The 22,605-nt window shown below is 67.9% G+C and carries 22 protein-coding genes; 9 read left to right on the top strand and 13 right to left on the bottom strand.

Going from position 1 to position 22,605, the window contains the following annotated elements; all coding sequences use genetic code 11:
- Window positions 1-19: 19 nt before the first annotated feature.
- Window positions 20-946: a LysR substrate-binding domain-containing protein gene (locus tag J2848_RS23475; protein WP_149232791.1), complete on the top strand. Its 927-nt coding sequence runs from the start codon at window positions 20-22 to the stop codon at window positions 944-946.
- A 17-nt stretch (window positions 947-963) separates the two neighbouring features.
- Here the strand turns inward: J2848_RS23475 and J2848_RS23480 are convergent, their stop codons facing one another.
- Window positions 964-1,992 carry a LacI family DNA-binding transcriptional regulator gene (locus tag J2848_RS23480; protein ID WP_246193994.1) on the bottom strand — a complete coding sequence of 343 codons (1,029 nt, stop codon included), beginning with the start codon at window positions 1,990-1,992 and terminating at the stop codon, window positions 964-966.
- Window positions 1,993-2,208: 216 nt separating this feature from the next.
- On the opposite strand from J2848_RS23480, the gene J2848_RS23485 reads away from it, so the two are divergent.
- The 4 genes from J2848_RS23485 (at window position 2,209) to J2848_RS23500 (ending at window position 6,166) form a co-directional block, all read left to right on the top strand.
- Entirely contained in the window at window positions 2,209-3,231 is a 1,023-nt protein-coding gene (locus tag J2848_RS23485; protein ID WP_149232793.1) for a TRAP transporter substrate-binding protein, read from the top strand.
- Between the two features lie 93 nt (window positions 3,232-3,324).
- Entirely contained in the window at window positions 3,325-4,263 is a 939-nt protein-coding gene (locus J2848_RS23490) for a dihydrodipicolinate synthase family protein (protein ID WP_149232794.1), read from the top strand.
- Between the two features lie 43 nt (window positions 4,264-4,306).
- A complete protein-coding gene (locus J2848_RS23495; protein ID WP_149232795.1) occupies window positions 4,307-4,852 on the top strand; it encodes a TRAP transporter small permease in 546 nt (181 codons plus the stop codon).
- 33 nt (window positions 4,853-4,885) lie between these two features.
- On the top strand, window positions 4,886-6,166 hold the full coding sequence (locus J2848_RS23500; protein ID WP_149232796.1) for a TRAP transporter large permease subunit: 1,281 nt from the start codon (window positions 4,886-4,888) through the stop codon (window positions 6,164-6,166).
- A 30-nt stretch (window positions 6,167-6,196) separates the two neighbouring features.
- Here J2848_RS23500 and J2848_RS23505 read toward each other — a convergent pair whose 3' ends face one another.
- The 12 genes from J2848_RS23505 to J2848_RS23560 form a co-directional block, all read right to left on the bottom strand.
- Complete coding sequence (locus J2848_RS23505) at window positions 6,197-7,480, bottom strand: CynX/NimT family MFS transporter (protein ID WP_149232797.1); 1,284 nt, start codon at window positions 7,478-7,480, stop codon at window positions 6,197-6,199.
- Window positions 7,481-7,540: 60 nt separating this feature from the next.
- The gene (locus J2848_RS23510; RefSeq protein ID WP_149232798.1) at window positions 7,541-8,254 is read right to left on the bottom strand and encodes a (5-formylfuran-3-yl)methyl phosphate synthase; all 714 of its coding nucleotides are present in this window, start codon (window positions 8,252-8,254) and stop codon (window positions 7,541-7,543) included.
- Window positions 8,251-8,871 (bottom strand): DUF447 domain-containing protein, encoded by a 621-nt coding sequence (locus tag J2848_RS23515; RefSeq protein ID WP_149232799.1) that lies wholly within the window; start codon window positions 8,869-8,871, stop codon window positions 8,251-8,253. Before J2848_RS23515 ends, J2848_RS23510 begins: the two co-directional genes overlap by 4 nt.
- Window positions 8,868-10,286 (bottom strand): DUF6513 domain-containing protein, encoded by a 1,419-nt coding sequence (locus J2848_RS23520; protein ID WP_149232800.1) that lies wholly within the window; start codon window positions 10,284-10,286, stop codon window positions 8,868-8,870. Before J2848_RS23520 ends, J2848_RS23515 begins: the two co-directional genes overlap by 4 nt.
- Window positions 10,262-10,831, bottom strand: coding sequence for a flavoprotein (locus J2848_RS23525; RefSeq protein WP_149232801.1), 570 nt, complete (start codon window positions 10,829-10,831; stop codon window positions 10,262-10,264). Before J2848_RS23525 ends, J2848_RS23520 begins: the two co-directional genes overlap by 25 nt.
- Window positions 10,828-11,529, bottom strand: a complete 702-nt coding sequence (locus J2848_RS23530; protein WP_149232802.1) for an amino acid kinase family protein — start codon at window positions 11,527-11,529, stop codon at window positions 10,828-10,830. Before J2848_RS23530 ends, J2848_RS23525 begins: the two co-directional genes overlap by 4 nt.
- Before the next feature lie 4 nt (window positions 11,530-11,533).
- Window positions 11,534-12,016 (bottom strand): dihydroneopterin aldolase, encoded by a 483-nt coding sequence (locus J2848_RS23535; protein ID WP_149232803.1) that lies wholly within the window; start codon window positions 12,014-12,016, stop codon window positions 11,534-11,536.
- Between the two features lie 184 nt (window positions 12,017-12,200).
- The gene (locus J2848_RS23540; RefSeq protein ID WP_149232804.1) at window positions 12,201-13,220 is read right to left on the bottom strand and encodes a GlxA family transcriptional regulator; all 1,020 of its coding nucleotides are present in this window, start codon (window positions 13,218-13,220) and stop codon (window positions 12,201-12,203) included.
- 342 nt (window positions 13,221-13,562) lie between these two features.
- Window positions 13,563-14,372, bottom strand: coding sequence for a formylmethanofuran dehydrogenase subunit C (locus J2848_RS23545; protein WP_149232805.1), 810 nt, complete (start codon window positions 14,370-14,372; stop codon window positions 13,563-13,565).
- Window positions 14,369-15,274: a formylmethanofuran--tetrahydromethanopterin N-formyltransferase gene (gene fhcD, locus J2848_RS23550; RefSeq protein ID WP_149232806.1), complete on the bottom strand. Its 906-nt coding sequence runs from the start codon at window positions 15,272-15,274 to the stop codon at window positions 14,369-14,371. The genes J2848_RS23545 and fhcD overlap by 4 nt, the downstream gene beginning before the upstream one ends.
- On the bottom strand, window positions 15,265-16,962 hold the full coding sequence (locus tag J2848_RS23555; RefSeq protein WP_149232807.1) for a formylmethanofuran dehydrogenase subunit A: 1,698 nt from the start codon (window positions 16,960-16,962) through the stop codon (window positions 15,265-15,267). Before J2848_RS23555 ends, fhcD begins: the two co-directional genes overlap by 10 nt.
- Window positions 16,955-18,151, bottom strand: a complete 1,197-nt coding sequence (locus J2848_RS23560; RefSeq protein WP_246193995.1) for a molybdopterin-binding domain-containing protein — start codon at window positions 18,149-18,151, stop codon at window positions 16,955-16,957. The genes J2848_RS23555 and J2848_RS23560 overlap by 8 nt, the downstream gene beginning before the upstream one ends.
- A 365-nt stretch (window positions 18,152-18,516) precedes the next feature.
- Here J2848_RS23560 and J2848_RS23565 point away from each other — a divergent pair, with 365 nt between their 5' ends.
- From J2848_RS23565 to mch, 4 genes are read left to right on the top strand one after another with little or no spacing between them, the layout of a single operon-like run.
- Window positions 18,517-19,530, top strand: a complete 1,014-nt coding sequence (locus J2848_RS23565) for a beta-ribofuranosylaminobenzene 5'-phosphate synthase family protein (protein WP_246193996.1) — start codon at window positions 18,517-18,519, stop codon at window positions 19,528-19,530.
- Between the two features lie 50 nt (window positions 19,531-19,580).
- On the top strand, window positions 19,581-20,483 hold the full coding sequence (locus J2848_RS23570) for an NAD(P)-dependent methylenetetrahydromethanopterin dehydrogenase (protein ID WP_149232810.1): 903 nt from the start codon (window positions 19,581-19,583) through the stop codon (window positions 20,481-20,483).
- Window positions 20,480-21,655, top strand: coding sequence for an ATP-grasp domain-containing protein (locus tag J2848_RS23575; protein ID WP_246193997.1), 1,176 nt, complete (start codon window positions 20,480-20,482; stop codon window positions 21,653-21,655). The genes J2848_RS23570 and J2848_RS23575 overlap by 4 nt, the downstream gene beginning before the upstream one ends.
- Entirely contained in the window at window positions 21,630-22,595 is a 966-nt protein-coding gene (gene mch / locus J2848_RS23580; RefSeq protein ID WP_149232812.1) for a methenyltetrahydromethanopterin cyclohydrolase, read from the top strand. Before J2848_RS23575 ends, mch begins: the two co-directional genes overlap by 26 nt.
- The last annotated feature ends 10 nt before the right edge of the window (window positions 22,596-22,605 follow it).

Below are 22,605 nucleotides of genomic sequence, written 5' to 3' on the forward strand. Positions count from 1 at the left end.
AATTCATCTGAATGCTGCGATGCAAAGACGGGTTTCGATCAAGGCTCTTCAGGCCTTCGAGGCTGCCGCGAGGCTGCAATCCTTCGCCACTGCGGCGCAGGATCTCGGCCTGACGCCGTCGGCAATCAGCCATCAGGTGAAAATCCTGGAGGAGCAGCTGGGCTTTCCGCTGTTCCATCGGGTGCACCGGTCGGTGACGCTGACCGACGCGGGGCGGGCTTATGCTGCGGAGATCATCGCTGCCTTCGCCCGCATCGACGCCGCCACCCGCAACGCCACCACCGCCGGTGCCGGCACCACGATCCTGACGGTTCGTTCGATGCCGAGCTTCGCCACCCAATGGCTGATGCCGCGCCTGAACCGCGTGAAGGAACTGCACCCTGCCATCGACATTCGGCTGCAAGCCTCGGTCTCACCCATCGACCTGACGACGGGGGCGGTGGACATCGACATCCGCTACAATCCCGGTCCGCCGCCGTCCGGCTGCGTGATGGCCCAGTTCCCGGAGGACACCATCGTGCCGATGTGTGCTCCGGAGCTGGCCAGCGGCCTGAACCCGATCCGCAGGCCGCAGGACCTGAGGCATCACATCCTGATCCATTCGGAAATCAACATCGTCGGCTGGCGCGACTGGGCGCGCCGGCACCGCGGCGTGCAGCTGGACATGGAGCGCGGCCTGCGTTTCGACCGGTCCTTCATGGCGATCAACGCCGCGGTGAACGGTATGGGGGTTTGCCTGGACAGCCTTCTGCTCGCCCGGCGGGAGCTTGAGTCGGGCAAACTGGTGATCCCGTTCCCGTCCCGGCCGCTCAAGGCCCAGGGACATGGCTTCGTGACCTTGAAGTCGTCCTTCGACCTGCCGAAGGTCCGGCTCTTTCGAGACTGGTTGTTCGATGAACTGGAGGACTGCCGCCAGTGGGAGGAACGCTACCTCGCATCCCCGTAGGAGGCGGCAACGCCGCGTTAATGGTGTGGGGCCGCCGTCGTCCCGCGGCGGATCAGGGTCGGTACCAGCGGCGGGGTGGCGGCCGGCTGGCCCCCTTCCAGGCAGGCGAGCAGATAGTCGGCGGCGCGGCGGCCCATCTCGTGATTGTCGATGTGCATGGTGGTCAGCGGTGGGTCGAGCTGGCGGCTGATGGCGATGTCGTCGAAGCCGGTGATGCTGAGATCCCGCGGCACCGACAGCCCCATCGCCCGTGCCTCCAGCAGGGCACCGATCGCGAGATAATCATTGCCGCAGATCACAGCGGTCGGCGTCGGGTCGGTCGTCAGCATGGCGCGCACGCTCTGACGGCCGAAATCGATGCTCCACTCCCCTTCACACAGATGTTGCGGGCGGATGCCGAAACCGCGTTCGGCCAGCGCCTCTCGCACGCCGTCCAGGCGCGCGGCGACGCGGTCGTTGCCGGCCGTCGGCTGGATGATGACCCCGATCGATTCGTGGCCGAGGTCGAGCAGGTGGCGGGCGATGGTGTGGAAGGCCTGCCGGTTGTCGAAGCCGACGCAGGCATGCGGGCTGTCCGGCCGGTGGCTGTAGGTGACGACATAGGGAATGTGCCGGGCCCGGATGCCGGCGAACAGTTCCGGCCGGTGGGCCTCGCCGACGATCGCCAGCGCCTCCACCCCGCGGGCCAGCATCGCCTGGACGTCGTGGACCGCCTGATCCTGGTCGTAGTTGAAGCAGCTCAGCAGAAGCGTGATGCCGCGTTCGGCGAAGGCCGTCTGCATCGCTCCGACCTGGGCGGCGAACACCTCGTTGTCGAGGGTGGGGATCACCGCCCCGACGATGGATGTGCGGCGGCGGGCCAGCGCGCTGCCGGCGGCATGCGGCATCCAGCCCATCGCCTTGGCGGTTGCCAGCACGCGTTCGCGGATCGCCGGGGCGACCTTTTCCGGATTGTTGAAGGCGCGCGAAACGGTGGCGATCGACACCTCCGCAGCCGCGGCAACGTCCACCGCGCGGGGCGGGCGTCCAGGCTTCGGCTCTGACATCGCCGACATCTCCATGGGGGCGTGAACCTGTCGGTTGAAAGCGGTTACATATCCTTCATGCTGCGTCAAGTTTGCTGTTGCATCAGTCCGTATCACGATCTATGTAAGCGCTTACATCGACGGTGCCGGTCCTGTGGAGGTGTCACGTCCCGGCCCGTTTTCCCACGGCAATCCGCAAAGGCCCGCCTCTGAACGGGCCGTATCAGGAGGAATGGTATGCGCAACGGTCTTCAGGCAGTTCTGGCGAGCGCCGTCACGGCGGGCATGCTGCTGTTCGGTGGCGTGGGCAATGCGGCGGAGATCGGCGCGCACACCATGAAGCTGGCCAGCGCCGGGGCCGACGGCTCGCCGCTGGCGCTGGGCATGGCGAAGTTCGCCGAGATCGTGAAGGAGAAGAGCGGCGGGAAGATCAAGGTCCAGCTCTTCACCAACGGCGTGCTGGGCGGCGACGTGCAGATGATCTCGGCTTTGCAGGGCGGCATCGTCGAGATGACGGTGCTGAATGCCGGGCTGCTGTCGAGCCTGGACGACAATTTCGTGATGGTCGACCTGCCGTTCCAGTTCGAATCGCCGAAGGTGGCCGACGCGGTGATGGACGGGCCGGTGGGCAAGACCCTGCTGGACAAGCTGTCGGCCAAGGGGCTGGTCGGGCTCGGCTATTGGGAGCTGGGCTTCCGCCAGCTGACCAACAGCCGCCGTCCGATCGCCACCGTGGAGGACATCGCCGGCCTGAAGATCCGCGTCGTGCAGTCGCCGATCTACATCGACCTGTTCAATACGCTGGGCGCCAACGCCGTGCCGCTGCCCTTCCCGGAGGTCTACACCGCGCTGGAAAGCAAGACGGTCGATGGCCAGGAGAATCCGGCTCCCAGCATCCTGACCGCCAAGCTGAACGAGGTGCAGAAGTACCTGACGCTCAGCAACCACATGTACAACCCGCAGGCCGTCCTGGTCGGCGCCAAGTTCTGGGCCAAGCTGAACGAGGACGAGCGCAAGCTGATCCAGGACGCCACGCTGGAGGCCCGCGACTATGAGCGCCGCGTCTCGCGCGAGCAGGCGAGCAAGGCGGTGGAGGAGCTGAAGGCGAAGGGCATGACTGTCACCGAACTGGCCCCGGCGGAGATCGAGAAGTTCCGCGCCAAGATCCGCCCGGTGGTGGAGAAGTTCTCGCAGAAGGTCGACCCCGCCCTGATGGCCCAGGCCCAGGCCGAGATCGCCAAGGCGCGCGCCGCCCAGTGAATGCTGGCGGACCGGCGGGCGGACCAGCCCGCCGGCCTCGTGCCCGATAGCCCCCAGTAAGTTCCGCATTCCCTCCCGACTGGAAGAGTTCCCATGGCGCAGCGCATTGACGGCATCATTCCGGTGATGCTGACCCCCTTCACCGATGCCGGCGAGATCGATTATCCGGGGCTGGCCCGCCTGATCGAGTGGTATCTGGCCAACGGCGCCGACGCCCTGTTCGCCGTCTGCCAGTCGAGCGAGATGCAGTTCCTGTCGCTGGCCGAGCGGGTGGAACTGGCGAAATTCGTCGTCACCACCGTTAACGGCCGGGTGCCGGTGGTGGTGTCGGGCCACATCAGCGACGATCTCGACACTCAGGTCGAGGAACTGACGGCGATGGCCGCCACCGGTGGCGACGCGCTGGTGCTGGTGACCAACCACCTCGACCCGAAGAACGAGGGAAGCGACGCGTTCCGCCGCCACTTGTCGTACCTGCTGGAGCGGCTGCCGAGCGACATCCCGCTGGGCCTCTACGAATGCCCGGCGCCCTACCGCCGGCTGCTGAGCGACGAGGAGCTGCGGCTGTGCATCGACAGCGGCCGCTTCGTCCTGCTGAAGGACGTCAGCTGCGATCTGCCGACGGTGACCCGCCGGCTGAAGATCGCCGAGGGCTCCGGCCTCGCCATCATCAACGCCAACGCCGCCATCGCCCGCGACGCCATGCGGGCGGGTTCGCCGGGCTTCACCGGTGTCTTCACCAATATCCACCCGGATCTCTACCGTTGGATGCGGCTGTCGGGCGACCGCCATCCCGAGCTGGCGGATGAGCTGGCGACTTTCCTGGTGGTGGCCGCGGTTTCGGAAAGCCTGGGCTATCCGGCCTTCGCCAAGATGTACCACCAGCGCCTCGGCACCTTCGGGTCGATCCGCTGCCGGGTGATCCAGTACGACGTGCGCGAACGCTTCTGGGCGCTCGACGCCGTGCTCGACAAAGTGGTCGCCGGCACTGACGCCTTCCGCGCAAAGATCGCGGCCCTGCCGGCCGAATGACCTGACGCGAGGTCCTGAACGAAAAACCAGAGGGAGGAAACGGATGGGCCGCTTCATCGACGGGTATGTCTTCGTTCTGAAGGTCGCGATCGTGGCCTGTCTGGCCGGCATGCTGGTGCTGGTGTTCGGCAACGTGGTGCTGCGCTACGGCTTCAACAGCGGCATCACAGTGTCGGAGGAGCTGTCGCGGCTTCTCTTCGTCTGGATGACCTTCATGGGGGCGGTGGTGGCGCTGCACAAGCACGGCCATCTCGGCATGGACACCATGGTCGCCCTGCTGCCCAGGACGGGTCGGCTGATCTGCTTCTGCGCCAGCCATCTGCTGATGATCTATGCGACCGGCCTGCTGCTCGGCGGCAGCTGGGACCAGACCCTGATCAACCTGTCGGTGACGGCGCCGGCCACCGGCCTGTCGATGGGGTTCTTCTATGGCTCCGGCGTGGTGTTCGGCGTCCTGGCCCTGGTGATCCTGGCGTTCAACCTCGTCCGCGCGCTGAGCGGCCGCCTGAATGATGGCGAGCTGATCACGGTGACGGAGTCCGAGGAGTCGGCCGACGCCGGGCATTCCCCCACCGGCCGGCACGCCTGATCCTGACAGCCCGAGCGTCAAGGAGCCTCTCCCATGACCGTCACCGTCTTCCTCGGCTCCCTGCTGGGGGCCATGGCCATCGGCACGCCGATCGCCTTCGCGCTGCTGCTGTGCGGCGTCGCGCTGATGTTCCATCTCGACCTGTTCGACGCCCAGATCGTCGCCCAGAACGTCATCAACGGCGCCGACAGCTTCCCGCTGGTCGCCGTGCCCTTCTTCATGCTGGCGGGCGAGGTGATGAATGCCGGCGGCCTGTCGCGGCGCATCGTCGCCGTGGCGATGGCGCTGGTCGGCCATATCCGCGGCGGGCTCGGTTATGTCGCCATCCTCGCCTCCTGCATCCTCGCCAGCCTGTCCGGCTCGGCAGTGGCCGACGCCGCCGCCCTGTCGGCCCTGCTGGTGCCGATGATGGTGCGGGCCGGCCATGACAAGGCGCGCTCCTGCGGGCTGATCGCCGCCGGCGGCATCATCGCGCCGATCATTCCGCCCAGCATCGGCTTCATCCTGTTCGGCGTCGCGGCCAACGTGTCGATCACCAAGCTGTTCCTGGCCGGCATTTTCCCGGGCCTGATGCTGGGGCTTGGGCTGGTCGCCGCCTGGTGGCTGGTGGTCCGTCACGAGGATCTGGCCCCGCCGCCGCGTGCGACGAAGGGGGAGGTCGCGGCGGCGGTGAAGGACGGCTTCTGGGCGCTGATGCTGCCGGGCATCATCATCTTCGGCTTGAAGTTCGGCATCTTCACCCCGACCGAGGCGGCTGTGGTGGCGGCGGTCTATGCGCTGTTCGTCGCGGTGGTGGTCTATCGCGAACTGAAGCCGTCCCAGCTGTTCGAGCTGTTCGCCTCGGCGGCGACCACCACGGCGGTGGTGATGTTCCTGGTGGCTGCCGCCATGGTGTCGGCCTGGATGATCACCATCGCCAACCTGCCGGCCCAGGTCGGCGAAATGCTGGAACCCTTCATGGGCAGCCCGACCCTGCTGATGGCCGCCATCATGGTGTTGGTGGTGATCGTCGGGACGGCGATGGACATGACGCCTACCATCCTGATCCTGACGCCGGTGCTGATGCCGGTGATCAAGCAGGCAGGCATCGATCCCGTCTATTTCGGCGTACTGTTCATCATCAACAACGCCATCGGCCTCATCACGCCGCCGGTCGGCACCGTGCTGAACGTGGTGGCCGGTGTGGCGAAACTGAATATGAGCAGCCTGATGCGCGGCGTCTGGCCCTTCCTGCTGGCCCAGTTGCTGGTGCTGACGCTGCTGGTTCTGTTCCCGTCGCTGGTGACGGTCCCGGCCCGCTGGTTCGCGGGCTGAGCCGGATCTTTTCCGCTGCAGGCCGCCCGATCAGACGCGGAGCTGGCGCGGCCGGCCGGCGAGGAAGCCGAAGACGCCCGCCACCACCCCGACGATGACGAAAAGCAGGGTGGAGGCGTGCCAGTCTCCGCTCCAGCCATGCAGCAGCCCGACCGCGAAGGGGCCGGCCGAGGCCAGCGTGTAGCCCACGCTTTGGGACATGCCCGACAGGTGGGACGCGATGCGGCTGTCGGGCGAGCGCAGCACGATCAGCGTCAGCGCTACGGCGAAGGCCCCGCCCTGTCCGATCCCCAGGATCACCGCCCACAGCGCGATGGTCCAGAGCGGGGCGTAGAGGCAGCCGACCATGCCGACGAGGCTGCAGCCGAGCATCGACACTGCGACGAGGCTCTGGCTCGGCGTGCGCGTCGCCAGCATGGGAGCGACCAGCGCCGCCGCCACCTGCACCATGACCGACCCGGAGACGATCAGTCCGGCCGTCGTCGGATCGAACCCGCGGTCGCGCAGCATCGGCGCCATCCAGCCGAGCACGATGTAGGCCAGGGACGATTGCAGCCCCATGAACAGGGTGATCTGCCATGCCAGTCCGTTGCCCCACAGGCCACGCACGGAGGTGCCGCCCTGGCCGGCCTCGCTCTGGCGTCCACGGGTCAGCGGCAGCCAGGCCAGGGCTGCCAAGACTGCCGGCACCGCCCAGAAGGCCAGCGCGCCGGTCCATTGTCCCAGTATGCGTTCCAGCGGAACCGTCGCTCCCGCGGCGGTCGCGGCCCCGGCGCAGAGCGCCATGGTGTAGACCCCCATCATCAGGCTGATCTTCCGGGGAAAATCGCGCTTCACCACGGCGGGCAGAAGCACGCCGATGATGCCGATCCCGGCGCCCGCCAGCGTTGCCCCGGCGAAGAGCGCCGCGAAGGTGCCGATCCCGCGCAGAGCGATGCCGCTGCCCAGCACAAGCAGCATGATGAAGATCATCCGTTCCGTGCCGAAGCGCTGGGCCAGCCGCGGGGCGATCACCCCGAACAGGCCTAGACACAGCACGGGGGAGGTGGTCAGCAACCCGGCCTGCCCGGCGGTCAGCCCGGCGTCGCGCACCACGTCGCCCATCACCGGCGCAAGGCTCGACAGAGCCGGCCGCAGGTTCAGCGCCACCAGCACCAGGGTGACGGCGACCAGCAGCGGATGATGCAACGCCGGGCCCTCCGCCCGGACATTCTCCGCCTGAGTATTCTCTCGTCGGGGCTTTTCGGGCCGCAGGGCCGCAGGTGCGCCGCTGGGGGAACCGGCGGAACGGCCGGCGGCGCTGTCGATGCTCATGAGCAGCCTGAACGATTTGATTGGCGAGGCCAAGCAATCGACCATTGGTTGCTCGCAGGGTCAACCCACCCGCGCTGCAACCCACCCCAGCGAACCCGCATCGCGCACGCTTTGGACGACCTCGGCGACCCTGTCCGGGTCGATCACGTCGCGTCGCGCGCCGCCCTGGCACAGGGCGCCGCGAAAGCCGAGGATCGACGGGCCGAGCGCTGCCAGGGGAGTGATGTCGGCAAGCCGCAGGGAGCCCGCCAACCCTGCCCACAACCCGGCATCGCGTGCCTGCCCGATGAAGGCGGCCAGAGAATCGTCCGACAGATGATCGCGCAGGGTGCGGCCGTCTTTCACCCCAGTGTCCAGCATCACGCCGATGAAGCCGGCGTCGGCCATGGCACGAATCAGGTCGTTGGTCAGGATTATCAGGTCGGCCAGGATGACGCCGACCAGCGCCGCCGCGCCACGCGCCCTTCCGGCCGCGGCGATGCAGGCGAGCGGATCGCCGCCGGCGCTGATCCCCATCTTCACAATGTCGACGCCCGTCGCTGCCGTTCGTGAGACTGCGGCCGCCACACCGTCCGGCTCCATGGGCAGGTCGCCGATGGTGGCGCTGACCGGTCTGCGTCCGGCAACCGTCTCACGACAGGCGCGGATGGTGCCGGCGGGCAGCGCGCCAAGCGCACCCTCGCTCGGGTTTTTCAGGTCGATCAGGTCGGCCCCGGCCGTGACCGCGATCTCGGCTTCCTCGGGATTGGTCACGCTGGCGAGCATACGGATCATGAGCGTACCTGTGGCTTGGCCTTGCCGCCCGCGTCGGCACCGGTTGACTGTGCTTGGGAGAGCATGTCGGCCCGGAAGACCGCGACGCGGTCGGATAGCCAGCCCCAGGCCTCCCGCTCGCGTTCTCCAGCGGTTTTCTCGACGGCGATGGCGAGATAAGCCATTTCCCGCTCGACCTTCTCCCAGGGCAACATGTGCAGGCGGCTGCACAGGATCGCCGCTTCGATCACCGCCGCGGCGGCACGGTTGTGGCCGGCGAAGGGCCGATGAGCTTCTTGATGAACGCTCCGGCAATGAAACCGCGGGCGTACCGGGTCGGCTTCGACCCGGACCACCTCCACCTCCCAGTGGGCGAGGCTGTCGGCCAGACGCACGCCGACGATCACGGTTGCCGGGACCAGCGGCCAGTCCCGCCGCCCGGTCAGGCAACCGGCGAACAGCCGCGCATCATCGGTGAGGTTGATCACAGCCCGGCCGGTGGCCTCCAGCGCGTTGAGAGTGACGGAGGGGCGGAAGGGGGCGATCACCAGATCGTCGCCGGTCCGGGTGACGCCGAACGGGGCGATGTGCGGGGTTCCGTCGGCGCCCAGCGTGGTGACGATGGTTTCCAGGATCATGATGGCTTTCCGCAGGCCCGCCGGCGTTCCTGCAAAGTCGTGCCCGCAGTCTTGAAACCGTGGGCATCGCTGTCCGCGTCCGCCGCGGTCTCCACAGTGCAGCCCCAGGAGAGGTCTTCGTCCTGGACATAGCGCTTGCCGAGCTGCCAGGCGAGGAACGCCTTCTGCAACTCCACCCCCATGTAGAAGGCATGCCCGCCGTCCTCGGCCAGCCCGAGCAGGGGATAGAGCTGGTAGGGATCGGTCGCCACATGATGGCCGTCGCGGTTGTAGACATGGACGCCGTCCTCCGCCACCTCGATCCGGAAGGAGGGGTCACGGATGTTGCGGGCGGTCTCCGCGATCTCGGCCGGGGTGCCGGCGAAGGGGCGGCGGTCGCGCAGGGCCATCAGCCCGTCGTCGATACCCTTGGGGAGGCTGCCGCTTTCCGCCGCCGCATGCATGATCCGCCGCGCCCGGTCGGCCTCGCGCACCGCGGTGCGGGCATGCGGGCTGACCTGGAGGGTGAGGACGGCGCCGATCGACAGTTCCGACACCATGCCCATCAGCAGCGCCGTCGTGCCGGTGGTATCGGCGTCGGTCAGTTCGGTCAGGTTGCCGATGCCCATCAGCATCTCGATGTCGGGACAGCGCCGGCGCAGCTCGTGATAGCGCACCACCGACTCCGTGAAGCCGTAATGGATGGGGTCGAGCACCGGATCAGCGAGGAAGCGACGTCCGTCCGCCCGCAGCCGGTCGACGGCCCGGCACAGGGAATCCAGGTCGCGCGGCTTGGCCGGGACCAGGATCGGGGTGGCGGCCGTCCGGTCCAGCACCCACAGCGTGTCCTCGCTGAGGCTGAGCAGGTAGGAGGCGCCGGCCGATGCGCCGCGCAGCAGTTCCTCCGGGTCGGCGCTGTCGACGCTGACGCTGTGGCCGGCAGCGACCAGGGCGGAGACGGCGGCCTCCAGCCCTTCGAACCGTTCGCCGGGGTGGCAGCCGAGGTCGATCACGTCGGCGCCGTCGCGGCGCAGCCTTGCGGCGGTCTCCAGCAGATTGTCGACGGAGCGGTGGGGGGCATCGATGATCTCGGCGAAGATCGTCACCGCATGGCGGGACAGGTCGGCCCGCAGCGCCCGCCCGCCGAGATAGGCGGGGATGTCGCGCAGTTCTTCCGGTCCCCGTTCGAAGGTGACGCCGAAATGACCTGACAATGCCGCCAGATCGCAACGGGTCCGGCCGGGCAGGATCACCCGGGCGCCCGCTGGCGGGGGCGGCAGGCGGCGTTTGATCAACTCCTCGGTCATCAGGGCGGCGACGCTGACGCCGATCTGCACCACGTCGAAGCGGAAGGGGGTGGGCGCCATCCCGTCGAGCACCGCCCGCAGGCGCGGTTCCGCCAGCTTTCCGGTCAGGAAGACGAGGTGGTCAGACATTCGAGACGCGCCTTCAGCGCCGCTTCGAGTTCGGAAACGGTCTCGACGACGGTCGTCGCCTCGAAGCCGCGCAGCCGTTCGACATTCTCCAGATCGATGCGTCGGGGATAGACCGGGACCATGCCGTGCGGCGCCTCGGTCATCATCTCCGGCGCGGTATCGCAGGCGAAGACGATGCAGGGGACCCGGCATTTGCCGGCCTGGGCGAAGGCGTTGGTCGGCAGTGTGTCGGAAATCCCCTGCACACATTTGGCGACGGTGTTCGAGGTGGCCGGCCCCACCACCAGCGTGTGGTATTCGCCGAAATAGAACCGCCCGATCTGCGGCGCGCTGGCCGCCCGGTCGCGGAACAGGCGGGTGCCGGGGGGAAAGTTGCCGTCGCGGCGTCGGTACATGCGCATGACCTCCTCCGCCGCCTTGCTGAGAAACACGTCGAGCGGCGCCAGTCGCGCCATCAGGTCGAGCGTTTCCTTGATATAGTGACCGGACCCGGTCAGCGCCCAGGCCAGCCGTGGCGGTGCGGGGGGAGGAGCAATGCTGTTCATGCCCGCACGCCCGGCCGGGCCTCCAACTCCGGGCTGCGCAGCAGGGGGCAGCCGGGGCTGCCGCGGCCCGCCAGCGCGTCCTCCAACAGGGGGTGGTCGTCGCGATGGATGCACCAGCTCTCGCCGGCGAAGCGCGCGCGCCAGAGCGGAAAAGCCGCATCGACCAGACCGTCGCGGGCCAGCGACGCTGCATCGGTCGCCGCACAGGGGCAGGGGCCCGACTTGACCAGCACCAGCGCCGCCGCATCCAGCTCCACCGCCAGCCATGCCGCGAGGCTGTCGGAGGTGACGTCCCAGCTTTCGGCGATCTCGGGCTGGTCGAGCGCCATGGCGGACGGCAGCCACACCGCCGGCATCCGCGCTCGGATCAGCGAGCGCAGCCGCTCGCGCGTCGCCGCCGTTTGCAGGGTCGGGCAGATGCCGTGCAGCATCAGACCGAACTGCTCCATCGCCAGCAGGGCCATGCGGTGGGCAAGCCGGTCGTCGAAGCGCCAATTGTCCTGGGCGTCGCGCACCGCATCGGCAAAGGGGCCGCCGCCCGGCACGATGACCACAGGATGGAGATGGCCGGGCCGGGCGATCAGATCCAGCCAGGTTCCCAGCCGGTGCCAGTCCGACAGGCTGCCGCCGATCTTGATTACCCAGGGCCGCGCTGCCGTGGTCGGCGATCCGTCTTCAGGCGATGCGTTGGCCGTCATCGGGTCAAATCCGCCGGTCGGCCATGACCATCGGGCGTCGTGACGCCGGCATCTGGTCGCGCGTCCGCTCCAGCCGGATGCCCGGAACCGCGACGCCGTCATAGATGTCCAGCTTCGCCACCGACACGCGGGCCGACTGTACCTGTTCGTGGGCCAAGCACATGCCGGCGATCTTTTCCGCCAGCATCTCGACAAGGTTGGTGTGCTCGTCCATCAGGATCCGCTTCAGCCCGGACAGCAGATCATCGTAGGACAGCACATCGCCGATGTCGTCTGAGAACTGGGCGCCGTCCTGGCGCACTTGCAACAGCAGGTCGATGCGCACCCGCTGGGGCGCGTCGCGCTCGTAATCGAAGACGCCGATCCGGCAGGGCAGGACGACATTCTCCAGGAACAGCTCGTAGAGGCCGGCGGGGATGCTGGACAGCCTGGAGTCGGTGGCGGTCAGGCCACGTGCGCATTGGGCGGAGAGAATCGCGTCTAGCATCGGTGCCGTCCTCCTGGCTGTTGTCCGGCGGGGCCGGACGTGGATCGGCCGGACGTGGATCGGGTGCCGGGTGGGCCGTCTTCGTACCTTATTCACATCCGGGGGGTAGCAGCTGTTTGAAAGCGACACGAATTTGGCGATTTCCGCCGTCTTCCGCTGCATACCCCCCTCATCCGGGACGGCATCAGGTCAGGCTGGCGAACTCGTGCGCGGTGGCAAGCGGGCTGTGCCGCTGGTTCTGGCGGTCGCTGCGCGGTGCGATGCCGAAATGATCGCGGTAGCATTTGCTGAAATGGGTGGCGGAAATGAAGCCGCAGCTGATCGACACCTCCATCACCGACATGCGGGTCTGGCACAGCAGCTGTCGAGCCCGCTTCATTCGGAGGCCGAGATAGTATTTGGCTGGCGAGCAGTTCATGTATTTGCGGAACAGCCGTTCCAGATTCCGACGGGACTGGCCCAGCTCCGCGGCGAGCGTCAGCAGATCCAGCGGCTCTTCGATGTTGGCCTGCATCACCGCCACGGCAGCGTTGAGATCCTCGTGGTCCAGCACCGGATTGGCATGCAGTTCCTCCTGCTGGCGGATGCTGCCGGCGCGGATTTTGGTGTGCAGGAGCTGCTCGGCGATCTCAACCGCCAGCTTCTCGCCATGACGGGCGGCGATCAGGTGCAGCATCATGTCGGTGGCGGCGGTGCCGCCGGCGCAGGTGAAGCGGTTGCGGTCGATCGTGAACAGCTCGCCCGTCGCTTCGATCTCCGGGAAGGTCTCAGCGAAACCGGCCATGTTCTCCCAGTGGATGGTGCAGCGGTAGCCGTTCAGCAGGCCGGCCCGGGCGAGGATGTGGCTGGCCGTGCACAGGGCGCCGAAAGCGATCCCCTGGGCGGCAGACCGCCGCATCCAAGAGAACATCGCCCGATCCTCGTACCAGTGGCCGTCGATGCCGCTGCACACCATCACGGTGGAGAGCGGCGGGGCGTCGGCGATGGCGTGGTCGACGCAGATCCCGATGCCGTTGCTGGCCCGCTGCACCCCGCCGTTCGGGGAGAGCAGAACCCAGCGATAGAGTTCCTTGCCGCTGATGTGGTTGGCAAGGCGGAGCGGTTCCACGGCCGCCGTGAAGGCGATCATGGAGAAATCGGGAACCAGGAGAAAACCGATGGTGTCGACCGTGGAAACGCCGGATTGCTGTTCAGTGCGCTGCATTGTCCCGTGCCCCTCTTCCGCTTTCCTGTTCGTATCGTCGTGGGTCGCGAATGGTCGGCGAACACGCTGTTTTCCCGCGGCCTTGTTTGCATCGGCGGCCACGTTCGGATGGGCGGGAGGGCGATCTCTTTCCGCACCATCAATCTTTTATGACAAGCAGCCTACGAGGATGTGGCCCGGTCACATTGAACAAAGCGGACATAATTCTTGAAGAAGCACGACGTTGATCGAGTCGGGATTGTTTTTCCGGCAAATCATCCAGATATTCGAACGATCATATCATCCGGCGAGGTAGTCCCGCATTCCCCAAACGGCTGATCCTGGATGGGCATTGGGCTGGGATTAAAGGCAGGCCAGCAGCTCGCCGCGTCCGCCGAAGCCGCGATCGCCCAGCCAGCGGCGCGCCTGGCCGGTTAGGCCCCGGCAGGTGAGCGGGACCCCATCCAGTTCGGACAGATGATTGTCCAGAAGCGACAGGAAGGGCAGCTGGTTGAGGCCGCAATCGGCGAACCCCGGCAGCGGCTCGATCTCGCCACGGAACAGGATGGTCCCGTTGCGCATGCCATGGCCGAGGGAGGTTCCTGGCCTGCCGCCGATCAGCAGGCTTCCGGCATTCATGTGCAGAGCGGCGTAGGCACCGGCATCGCCGCCGACCGCGATCAGCCCGCGGCGCATGCGTTCGCCGACGCGGTCACCGCAACTGCCCCGGACCACGATCAGCCCCCCCGTCATCCCCGCCCGCTCGCCGGGCAGGGCGCCGCCCAGTTCGTTGCCGGCATCGCCGCCGATGGACAGCACGCCGCCACGCATGGCGGCCCCCGCCGCCAGCCCGGCCGACCCCTCCACCAGCAGGGTTCCGCCACTCATGGCGGTGCCGGCGCGGTGGCCGACCGGTCCGGCGACCCGGATGGTGCCGCCGGTCAGTCCCGCCCCGACGAAGTCCAGCCGCTCGTCGCCCTCCAGTTCGACGGTGTCGCCGGGGCTGCCGGTCAGATCGAACAGGTCGCCTGCCGCGACATGACCGCGTCCGAGCCGCAGCGGCAAGGCGGCGATCTCCGACAAGCTCAACTCCACTAGCCGGTGCGGCAGCAGGGGAGAAGCGTCGATGCGGCCGGTCAGCGGGCCTTTCAGACGGAAGCTCAGCACGCTCATGGCAGCAGCTCGTGAAGGTGGAAATGGTGGCGGCCCAGCTTGCCGCCATAATTGCCGGCGGTGACGCCCCAGACGCCGGAGCCGCGGCCGCGCTCGATCAGGCATTTCAGCCCGGCCGTGGTGGCGGCGGCGACATCGGCGGCGGTCAACCCGTCGATGACGATCTCCAGCACCGATTCCACCTCCGCCGGCAGGCGGGAGCGGGGCAGGCCGCGCAAGGTCGGGCAATAGGCGTCGTTGGTGGAGGCCGGCATCCCCTTGTACTTCGCCCCCACCTTGGAGCCGGAGCGGACGACTCCGCCGGGGAAGGGCAGCACCACGTTGGGTACGGCACGCATGGCGTCCGCCGCCGCTTCCGCCGCCTCCAGCGCCGCCATCCGGGCATCGGCGAGGATCAGAAGGTTGCCGCCGCCGACCGCCGGGACGCTCCAGCTCGATTCCTCGCACAGGAACTCGCCGTCCATCACCGGGATGCGCCAGTAACGCCGGCCGTCCAACAGCTTAGACATCTGCTGGCCGTCGCCGAAATAGCGCAGCTTCCGGCCCAGCGGGATCAGATCCTCCTTGGCTCCGCGCGGCACGCCGGAGAAGCAGGCGGTGCCGGGACAGGTCAGGATGCATTGGCCGAGCCGGGTCTCCACCTGTTTCCCCAGCACCGTGCGCCCGGTGGCGAAGAACAACAGGGCGACGCCGGGACGCCCGTCCGGCGTCTCCTCCGGCGCCAGCTCCCGCTCGATCCCGGCTTCGCAGCCGCAGGCGATGACCGAGGTGGCGAAGCCGGTCGCCGCCATACCGGCATGGCGGGCCCAGGCCAGCGTGTCGGCGGTCACGATCAGCCGGGTCGCCTTCATGTCGAAGGCCTCGGCGTAGCTGTTCTCGATATGGATGCCGTTCAGAAGCATGAGTCGGACGCCGTCAGGGTCGGAACGATGGACAGGCCGCCGCGGCCGTGATCGAGAATTTCTCCGTCCGCGATGCGGAAATTGCCGAGCCGCACGGTCTGGTGATCCTCGAACCAGGGCTTCAGCCGCCGCTCGATGGCGCGATCGAACTCCGGCCTGACGACGATGGTGTCGCCCCAGCCGGTTGCGGTCAGTTCTCCGTTGCGCGCCACCAGCCGGCCGTTCTTGAACACCCATGCGGGGGCGGCGAACATCGCCTCGCGGTCGGGCAGATCGTCATACACCACCACGTCGGCGACGGCGCCGGGACGCAGATGGCCGCGATCGCGCAGCCCCAGCACGCGGGCGGGGCCGGCACGGGTCATGATGGCGATCTCCTCCAGCGTGTATTCACGGTCGATGGAGCCAAGCCGGCTGTGCGCGGCGACATCGGGATTGATCCGCGCCAGCTGCTCGTTGCGGAAGCTGCGGTCCATCAGCAGCCGGATCAGGTGGGGATAGCTGGTGAAGGGACCGCCGTTCGGATGGTCGGTGGTCAGATAGACCCGCCACGGGTCCTCGATCAGCAGGAACAGTTCCAGCCCGATCGCCCATTGCAGGGCATTGACGAAGGCCTTGTCGCGGTAGCGGAACGGCACCAGACCGCAGCCGCCGTCGCATTCGATGTCGGTGCACACCCATTTGCGCGGGCTGGCGAGGCCGCTGTTGCGGAACTGCGACATGATGTCGGCCGACGCGGTGATGGTTTGGCCGAAGATGATCTGGCCGATATCGACCGAGATGTTCGGGCTGTGGTTCACCGATTCCGCGATCTCCGCGGCGGCCGAGGAGAAGTGGCGGTCACCCTCCGTCCCATAGCTGTGGAATTGCAGGTGGGTGAGGTGGGCGGGCAGCCCGTCGAGCGCTGCGATGGTGTCGCGCGTCACCGCTTCGTTGCCGGGAATGCCCAGATTGTTGCAGTGGATGTGCAGTGGATGCGGCACCCCCAGGTCGGACAGCGCGGTCGCCAGCGTGGTCAGGATGCGGCGCGGCGTGATCCCGTAATGGGGATGGGCCTCGTCCAGATCCAGGCGGCGCTGGTTGAACTTGAAGGCGCTGATGCCGCCGGGATTCACCACCTTGACGCCGACCGCCTGGGTGGCGTGCAGGATCCAGGCGACATAGTCGTTGACCTCCGACTGCGTCGCCCCGGCGGCCAGCCGCTCCAGCAGGAAATCGTCGTTGCCGAGGACGGCGTAGCAGCCCTTGTCGATGATCGGGACGTCGGCCAGTTCCAGATGGGTGTGGCGCGCGTTGGAGGGCAGCATCGCCGGCTCGAATGCCGCCGTGTAGCCCATCTCGGCATAGCGATAGCCGGTGATAAAGCTGGATGGGGTGAACAGGCCACTGCCCGAGCGGCGCAGGCCGTCCGGGCCGCTGCCGTGCTCGCGATGCTCCTCCGGGAGAAGCAGGCGGGCGAGATTCACCTTGCCACCGCCGATGTGGCTGTGGATGTCGATGGCGCCGGCCATGACGATGCGGCCGTCCAGGTCGATCACCTCCCCGATGCGGGCACCCTCCGAAGGTGTCGCGGCGATGCGGCCGTCCTTCAGGTAAAGGTCGCGCAGGCCGCCATCCGTGGCCCCATCGGCGATCCAAGTGGGATCGCAGACACGGCCGCCGCGCAGCAGGGTGTAGGCGTCAGACATGCGCTGTCTCCCGGATCGGGACGGGAAGAGGAGAGGCGGGAAGCCGGTCGAGCAGGGCGTTCAGCACCGTGGCTGCGGTCGGCAACGTGGCGGCTGCGGACCGCAGCCGGCGTAGCGGCAGGGCGGCGACGCCGTCACCGCGGTGGATACTGCCTGCATGGTCGAGGCCGGGGATGACGACCGGGATCAGCACCTCCGGGTCGTAGGGCAAGGGTTGCCCGGGACGGGCCAGCACGACCATCGGCGTGCGGGTGTCCGGCACCTCCGCGCCGTTCAGGGCCGAAAGCCAGACCAGCGCATCGACCTCGCCCCCGGCCAGCAGACTTTTCAGCCGGTAGCGCAGCGGGTCGTGCTCCGGCGGACCAGCCCCGAGGCGGGAGCGCAGCGGCACGCCATATTGCCAGGCGCACACGTAATTGGCGCCCAGCGCGTTGCCCTTGCCGCCCAGCGGCAGTCCGGCACAGCGGGTGGAGGCATTGGCGGTCACGACCAGCCGGTTGAAGGCTTCGATGGCCACGTCGCCGGCCACTGGGTCCAGCGTGGCGGCAACCCAGCCGACGACGCCGAAGCGGGCTTCGCGCAACGCCGTGGCAACGCGGGCGAGATCCTCCATCGCGATGCCGCCCACCCGTTGGCCACGCGGCCTTTCGCCGGCCACCAGTTGGGACAGGGCGGCGGCGATGGCAGGGGCGTGGATCAGGTCGGCGGACAGGCGCTCGAACCCCTCCGGCATCGGGCCGTCACCGGGACCGATGAGATAGCCGCGTGCGGCGCCAGCTTCGCGGAACAGGGCTGTGGGCGGACGCACGATGCGGTCGAACAGGCGGGGGGCGTGACGGTCGAACTCCGTTCCGAACAGCACGAACAGGTCGGCGCGGTTGCGCAACTCCCCAAAGGTGGCGGTCATGGCGCCGGTGACCTGGAGCGCGCGCAGACCGTGGAACAGACTGTCGGACGTCGCGTGGTCGACCACCGCCCCCAGCCTTTCCGCCAGCGCCAGCGCCGCGGAAATTCCTTCGGTGTCGGCGGCCAGCCCCCCGACGGCCGGAGATATGGCGTTCCGCAGCAATGCGGCCGCCGCGTCCAGCGCTTCGTCGAGCGGTACGGCGCGGCCCTTTATAAAACAGTGGGCCGGCAATGCTGGAAGGGCGAACAGGGTGCGCGCCCGTGCACAGCCGTTGGCGGTCACCCTGAGCTGCCCGGTCCTAGCGCGTGCGACCGTAAGGTCGTCGCAGGCCATGGCGCAAAACGGACAAACGACATCGCTCATCGGCGGTGGGAGAACGCTCCCACCGAGTTCGTCATCCATGTTCCAAACCCCGTAGATGATGCCGGATGTGGTGATTTGTTCAAGTAATATAACGCGCAGAATTTCTTCTCGTTTCTGAAAAGATACGAGTAAAGCGGGATTGGATATTTTAAGATAGTACGGAATAATCTGTTTTCTATTGTTGTTTTCGTTGATTTTATCATCGTTAATTTTATTATGTCCGAAAGGCGGCTTATCGCCTTGGTTTTTGCGACAGGTAGGCCATGATTTGCGGCGAACAGCGCATGACGGTCGACGCGGTGCGGGTGGAGGTGCCCGCCCGGCTGCATCTTGGGTTCCTCGACATGGAGGGCGGGCTGGGCCGGCGCTTCGGCAGCCTGGGTCTGACGCTCGACGGGCTGGGAACGGAACTGACGCTGGTCCGGGGCGAGCCTGACGGTGATGCAGCGATCAGGACTGACTGCCGGGCGCGAGGATATCTTGACCGGCTGTGCGGTGCGCTGGACCTGGAGAACCGCTTTTCCCTGCGCCTGGGCCCGACGATTCCCTCCCATTCCGGGCTGGGCTCGGGCACCCAGCTGGCGCTGGCCGTCGGGGCCGCCCTGTCGGCGTTGACCGGCCGGCCGCTGCCGCCGCGCCGGGTCGCCAGCCTGCTGGACCGCGGGGCGCGATCGGGCATCGGCGTCGGCGCCTTCGAACAGGGTGGCGTCATTCTGGATGGCGGCAAGGGTGCGCTGGACGAACCGCCGCCGGTCATCAGCCGGATGGCTCTGCCGGACGCTTGGCGGATGCTATTGGTGTTTGACGACGCCAACCGCGGCCTGTCGGGCACGGCCGAGACGGTCGCCTTCCGCGATCTGCCTCCCTTTCCGGCGGACAAGGCGGCCTATCTGTGCCGGCTGGCGCTGATGGTCGGGCTGCCAGCACTGGCGGAAGGCGATGCGCTGCGGTTCGGTGCCGCGGTGACGGAGTTGCAGAGCGTGGTCGGCGACCATTTCGCCCCCGCGCAGGGCGGGCGCTTCAGCAGCCCGGACGTGGCCGATGTGCTGCGCTGGCTGCCATCCGTAGGCGCCACGGGGGTTGGGCAGAGTTCCTGGGGTCCGACCGGCTTTGCCATCTTCGGCGATGCTGGATCGGCGGAGCGCGCCGCAGAGGATGCGCGGGCACGCTGGCGGCTGCAGGCCAATCTGCGCTTCGTCGTCTGCCGGGGGCGGAACCATGGTGCGGTGGTGGAGACTTTCTCCGGGCGCGGCGCGGTCGCTGCCGGATATGAAACAGTCGCAAAAAAGACAGCTTGAGCCTGTCAGGTGAAACACAGTGCGATGAAGCGAGCCAAGGACTTCGTTTCATGGAAAAGCCCTATATCATTCACGCCATTACTCCGGTAAAGGCGGTCAGTCCATTCGATATCAACATGGCCTGTGATGCCGGATATGGCGTCGTCGTGCCTTATACGAATGTCGAGACTGGTGAAGTCCCGGGTCTTGTCCAGGACATGATCTTTTCGCGTGCGCCGGGCGACGCCAGGCGGACCGGGCTGTTCATCGCCGGCCGCGACATCCTGAAGGCGCTGGACATGCTGGAGGCGGCGCGCGGTGCCATGGTGCCACCGTTCGAAATCTCGGTCTTCGCCGACCCGTCGGGTGCCTACACCACCGCCGCGGCGATGATCGCCAAGGTCGAGGCCCAGCTTGAAAAGACCGGGATGGGCTTGACCGGGGCGCGGGTCGCGGTGTTCGGCGGCAAAGGGCCGGTAGGCGGCATCGCGGCGGTGCTGGCGGCGCGCGCCGGAGCGTCTGTGCGGCTGGTCGGCCATGACGGTGCGGCGTCCGTCGCCGAACGGGCCGCCTCCTACCTTCAGCGGTTCGGCGTGACGCTGGGGGCGGTGGACGGTTCGACCGACCCGCACAAGGCCGCCGTCCTGGCGGAGACCGACGTGGTGCTGGCGGTCGCCCGCGCCGGCGTGCAGGTGCTCAGCCGTGCCCAGATCGCCGCCGCCCCGTCCGTGCGGGTAGTGGCCGACGTCAATGCCGTGCCGCCGGCCGGCGTGGAAGGGGTGGACGCCTTCAGCGACGGCGCGCCCATAGAGGGGACGGACGCGGTCGGCATCGGCGCGCTTGCTATCGGCAACGTGAAGTTCAAGACCCAGCATGGCCTGTTCAAGGCGATGCGCGAGGCGGTGAAGCCGGTCTATCTGGCTTTCGACGACGCCTTCACCCTGGCCCGCGCCCAATGCCGGAAAGCGGCGTGATTCTGGTCGCCGCCCTGTCGGGCCGGGCCATCGCCCAGGCGGTGGCGCGCACCGGCGCCGTCGTGGCGACGCTGGACCAGTTCAGCGATGCCGATCTGCCAGGGCCTGCCCGCCGCGTTGCAGGCGATCCCGTCGCTGGCTTCGATGGGGAAGCGCTGATCGCCGCCGCACGGGCGCTGGCTCCACCAGGCAGCGGTCTGGTTGTCGGATCGGGGTTCGAACAGGCCCCCGGCCTGTTGGCGGCCCTGATGGAGGCCGGTCCCTACCGCCTGCTCGGAAACGGGCCGGACGTGGTGCGGGCGGTCAAGGATCCGGCCAATTTCGCCGTGCGGCTGGAAGCGCTCGGTCTGGAGGAGTTGGGCATCTCGCATCCGGAAACGCGGATCGAAGCTCCCCAGTGCGCCGTACCGGAGGAGTGGCTGGTCAAGAGAGTTGGGGCGGCCGGGGGCTGGCACATTGCGGCCTGGAATGGTGCTCCACCGCCGGGCGGGCATTACCTGCAGCGGCGGGCGGCTGGTTGGCCGGTCTCCGTCGCCTTCGTCGCCGACCGAACCGGCCGGTGCGAGCTGGCAGCGATCAGTCGGCAATGGGCCGATCCGACGTCGGATGCGCCCTTCCGCTATGGCGGGGCGGTGCTGCCGGTGATGGTGCCGGCTTTACTGGCCGACCGGCTGGCGGAGGCGGCACGCCGAATCGCCGTGGAGTTCGGTCTGATCGGGCTGAACAGCCTGGATCTGCTGGTCGATGGTGCAATGGATGCTCCATCCGTGACGGTGCTGGAGGTCAATCCGCGTCCGGGCGCCACGCTCGACCTGCTCGAACGTCACCGCCAAGGCGGAGTGATGCGCGCCCATCTCGACGCCGTGACCGGACGCCGCTGGAGCCTGGGGACGCCGAGGCCTGGCGTCATCGCCGGGGCGGTGGCCTATGCCGACGCAGTGCTGACGGTGCCGGAGAATTTCGCCTGGGCCCCCTGGTACGCCGACCTGCCTCACCCCGGCAGCACCATAGAGGCGGGACAGCCGTTGTGCAGCGTCATCGCCTGGGGCGGGGACGAGGAGGAGGCGTGGCGCCGCCTGTCCCGCCGTATCGAACGCATCGTCGCGGACTGCGCGCCGCGGGCCTGCCTTTTGGAGAAAACCGCCGATGTCCTCGCTCCCCTTCAGTGTTAACCGGCTTGCCGCCCCCCTGGTGCACGCGCTGGTGGCCGACGCCGCCATGCTGCGGATCGGGGTGGAGCAGCATCCCACCGGCTGCACCATGATCGACGCCGGCATCGACCGGCCCGGCAGCCTGGAGGCCGGTCGCCGCATCGCCGAGATATGCATGGGCGGCGCCGGAAATGTGCGTATCGGCATGGACTCTCCCTTCGCCCATTGGCCGGCGCAGGTGACGGTGGGTGCGGCCGATCCGGTCCTGGCCTGCCTGGGCAGCCAATATGCCGGTTGGAGCCTGTCGGGCGAGAAATTCTCGGCCCTGGGGTCCGGTCCTGGCCGCGCCCTGGCGGTGAAGGAGCCTCTGTTCGCCGAGCTTGGCTATCACGACATGGCCGACCGCGCCGTGCTGGTGCTGGAAACGGACAAGCGACCGCCAGCATCGGTGGTGGAGAAGGTGGCGCGCGATTGCGGCGTGCCGGCGGAGCGCGTGACCCTGATCCTGACGCCGACCCGCAGCCCGGCCGGCATTGTCCAGATCGTCGCCCGTGTGCTGGAGGTAGGGCTACACAAGCTGCATGCCCTGCATTTCCCGCTGGAGCGGGTGCGCGACGGCGTCGGATGCGCGCCGCTGCCGCCACCGGGCCGCGATTTCGTCCAGGCGATGGGCCGAACCAACGACGCCATCCTGCTCGGCGGCACCGTCCATCTGCTGGTCGACGGGCCGGATGACGACGCGGCCGATCTGGCCGCCCGCCTGCCCAGTTCGGCCTCCGCCGACTATGGCCGTCCCTTCGCCGATCTGTTTGCGGCGAGCGGCTACGACTTCTTCAAGATCGACCCGATGCTGTTCAGCCCGGCCCGCGTGATCGTCACCGCCTTCGAGAGCGGCCGAAGCTTCAGCGCAGGAGCGCTGGCTCCGGTGCTGCTCGACCGTTCCTTCGGCGTTGGCGGCTAGGGAACCGGGC

Origin of the sequence: Azospirillum lipoferum, assembly GCF_024170005.1 — a bacterium.
GTDB lineage: Bacteria > Pseudomonadota > Alphaproteobacteria > Azospirillales > Azospirillaceae > Azospirillum > Azospirillum lipoferum.

Bases quoted from the DNA above. Each gene is read 5' to 3' on its own strand.
- J2848_RS23515 (WP_149232799.1), bottom strand. From the start codon at position 8,871: ATGATCCTGGAAACCATCGTCACCACGCTGGGCGCCGACGGAACCCCG.
- J2848_RS23510 (WP_149232798.1), bottom strand. From the start codon at position 8,254: ATGATCCGTATGCTCGCCAGCGTGACCAATCCCGAGGAAGCCGAGATC.
- J2848_RS23485 (WP_149232793.1), top strand. From the start codon at position 2,209: ATGCGCAACGGTCTTCAGGCAGTTCTGGCGAGCGCCGTCACGGCGGGC.
- J2848_RS23530 (WP_149232802.1), bottom strand. From the start codon at position 11,529: ATGACGGCCAACGCATCGCCTGAAGACGGATCGCCGACCACGGCAGCG.
- mch (WP_149232812.1), top strand. From the start codon at position 21,630: ATGTCCTCGCTCCCCTTCAGTGTTAACCGGCTTGCCGCCCCCCTGGTG.
- J2848_RS23570 (WP_149232810.1), top strand. From the start codon at position 19,581: ATGGAAAAGCCCTATATCATTCACGCCATTACTCCGGTAAAGGCGGTC.
- J2848_RS23545 (WP_149232805.1), bottom strand. From the start codon at position 14,372: ATGAGCGTGCTGAGCTTCCGTCTGAAAGGCCCGCTGACCGGCCGCATC.
- J2848_RS23495 (WP_149232795.1), top strand. From the start codon at position 4,307: ATGGGCCGCTTCATCGACGGGTATGTCTTCGTTCTGAAGGTCGCGATC.
- J2848_RS23475 (WP_149232791.1), top strand. From the start codon at position 20: ATGCAAAGACGGGTTTCGATCAAGGCTCTTCAGGCCTTCGAGGCTGCC.
- J2848_RS23535 (WP_149232803.1), bottom strand. From the start codon at position 12,016: ATGCTAGACGCGATTCTCTCCGCCCAATGCGCACGTGGCCTGACCGCC.
- J2848_RS23555 (WP_149232807.1), bottom strand. From the start codon at position 16,962: ATGTCTGACGCCTACACCCTGCTGCGCGGCGGCCGTGTCTGCGATCCC.
- J2848_RS23540 (WP_149232804.1), bottom strand. From the start codon at position 13,220: ATGCAGCGCACTGAACAGCAATCCGGCGTTTCCACGGTCGACACCATC.
- J2848_RS23505 (WP_149232797.1), bottom strand. From the start codon at position 7,480: ATGAGCATCGACAGCGCCGCCGGCCGTTCCGCCGGTTCCCCCAGCGGC.
- J2848_RS23565 (WP_246193996.1), top strand. From the start codon at position 18,517: ATGACGGTCGACGCGGTGCGGGTGGAGGTGCCCGCCCGGCTGCATCTT.
- J2848_RS23525 (WP_149232801.1), bottom strand. From the start codon at position 10,831: ATGAACAGCATTGCTCCTCCCCCCGCACCGCCACGGCTGGCCTGGGCG.
- J2848_RS23480 (WP_246193994.1), bottom strand. From the start codon at position 1,992: ATGTCAGAGCCGAAGCCTGGACGCCCGCCCCGCGCGGTGGACGTTGCC.
- J2848_RS23520 (WP_149232800.1), bottom strand. From the start codon at position 10,286: ATGTCTGACCACCTCGTCTTCCTGACCGGAAAGCTGGCGGAACCGCGC.
- fhcD (WP_149232806.1), bottom strand. From the start codon at position 15,274: ATGCTTCTGAACGGCATCCATATCGAGAACAGCTACGCCGAGGCCTTC.
- J2848_RS23490 (WP_149232794.1), top strand. From the start codon at position 3,325: ATGGCGCAGCGCATTGACGGCATCATTCCGGTGATGCTGACCCCCTTC.
- J2848_RS23500 (WP_149232796.1), top strand. From the start codon at position 4,886: ATGACCGTCACCGTCTTCCTCGGCTCCCTGCTGGGGGCCATGGCCATC.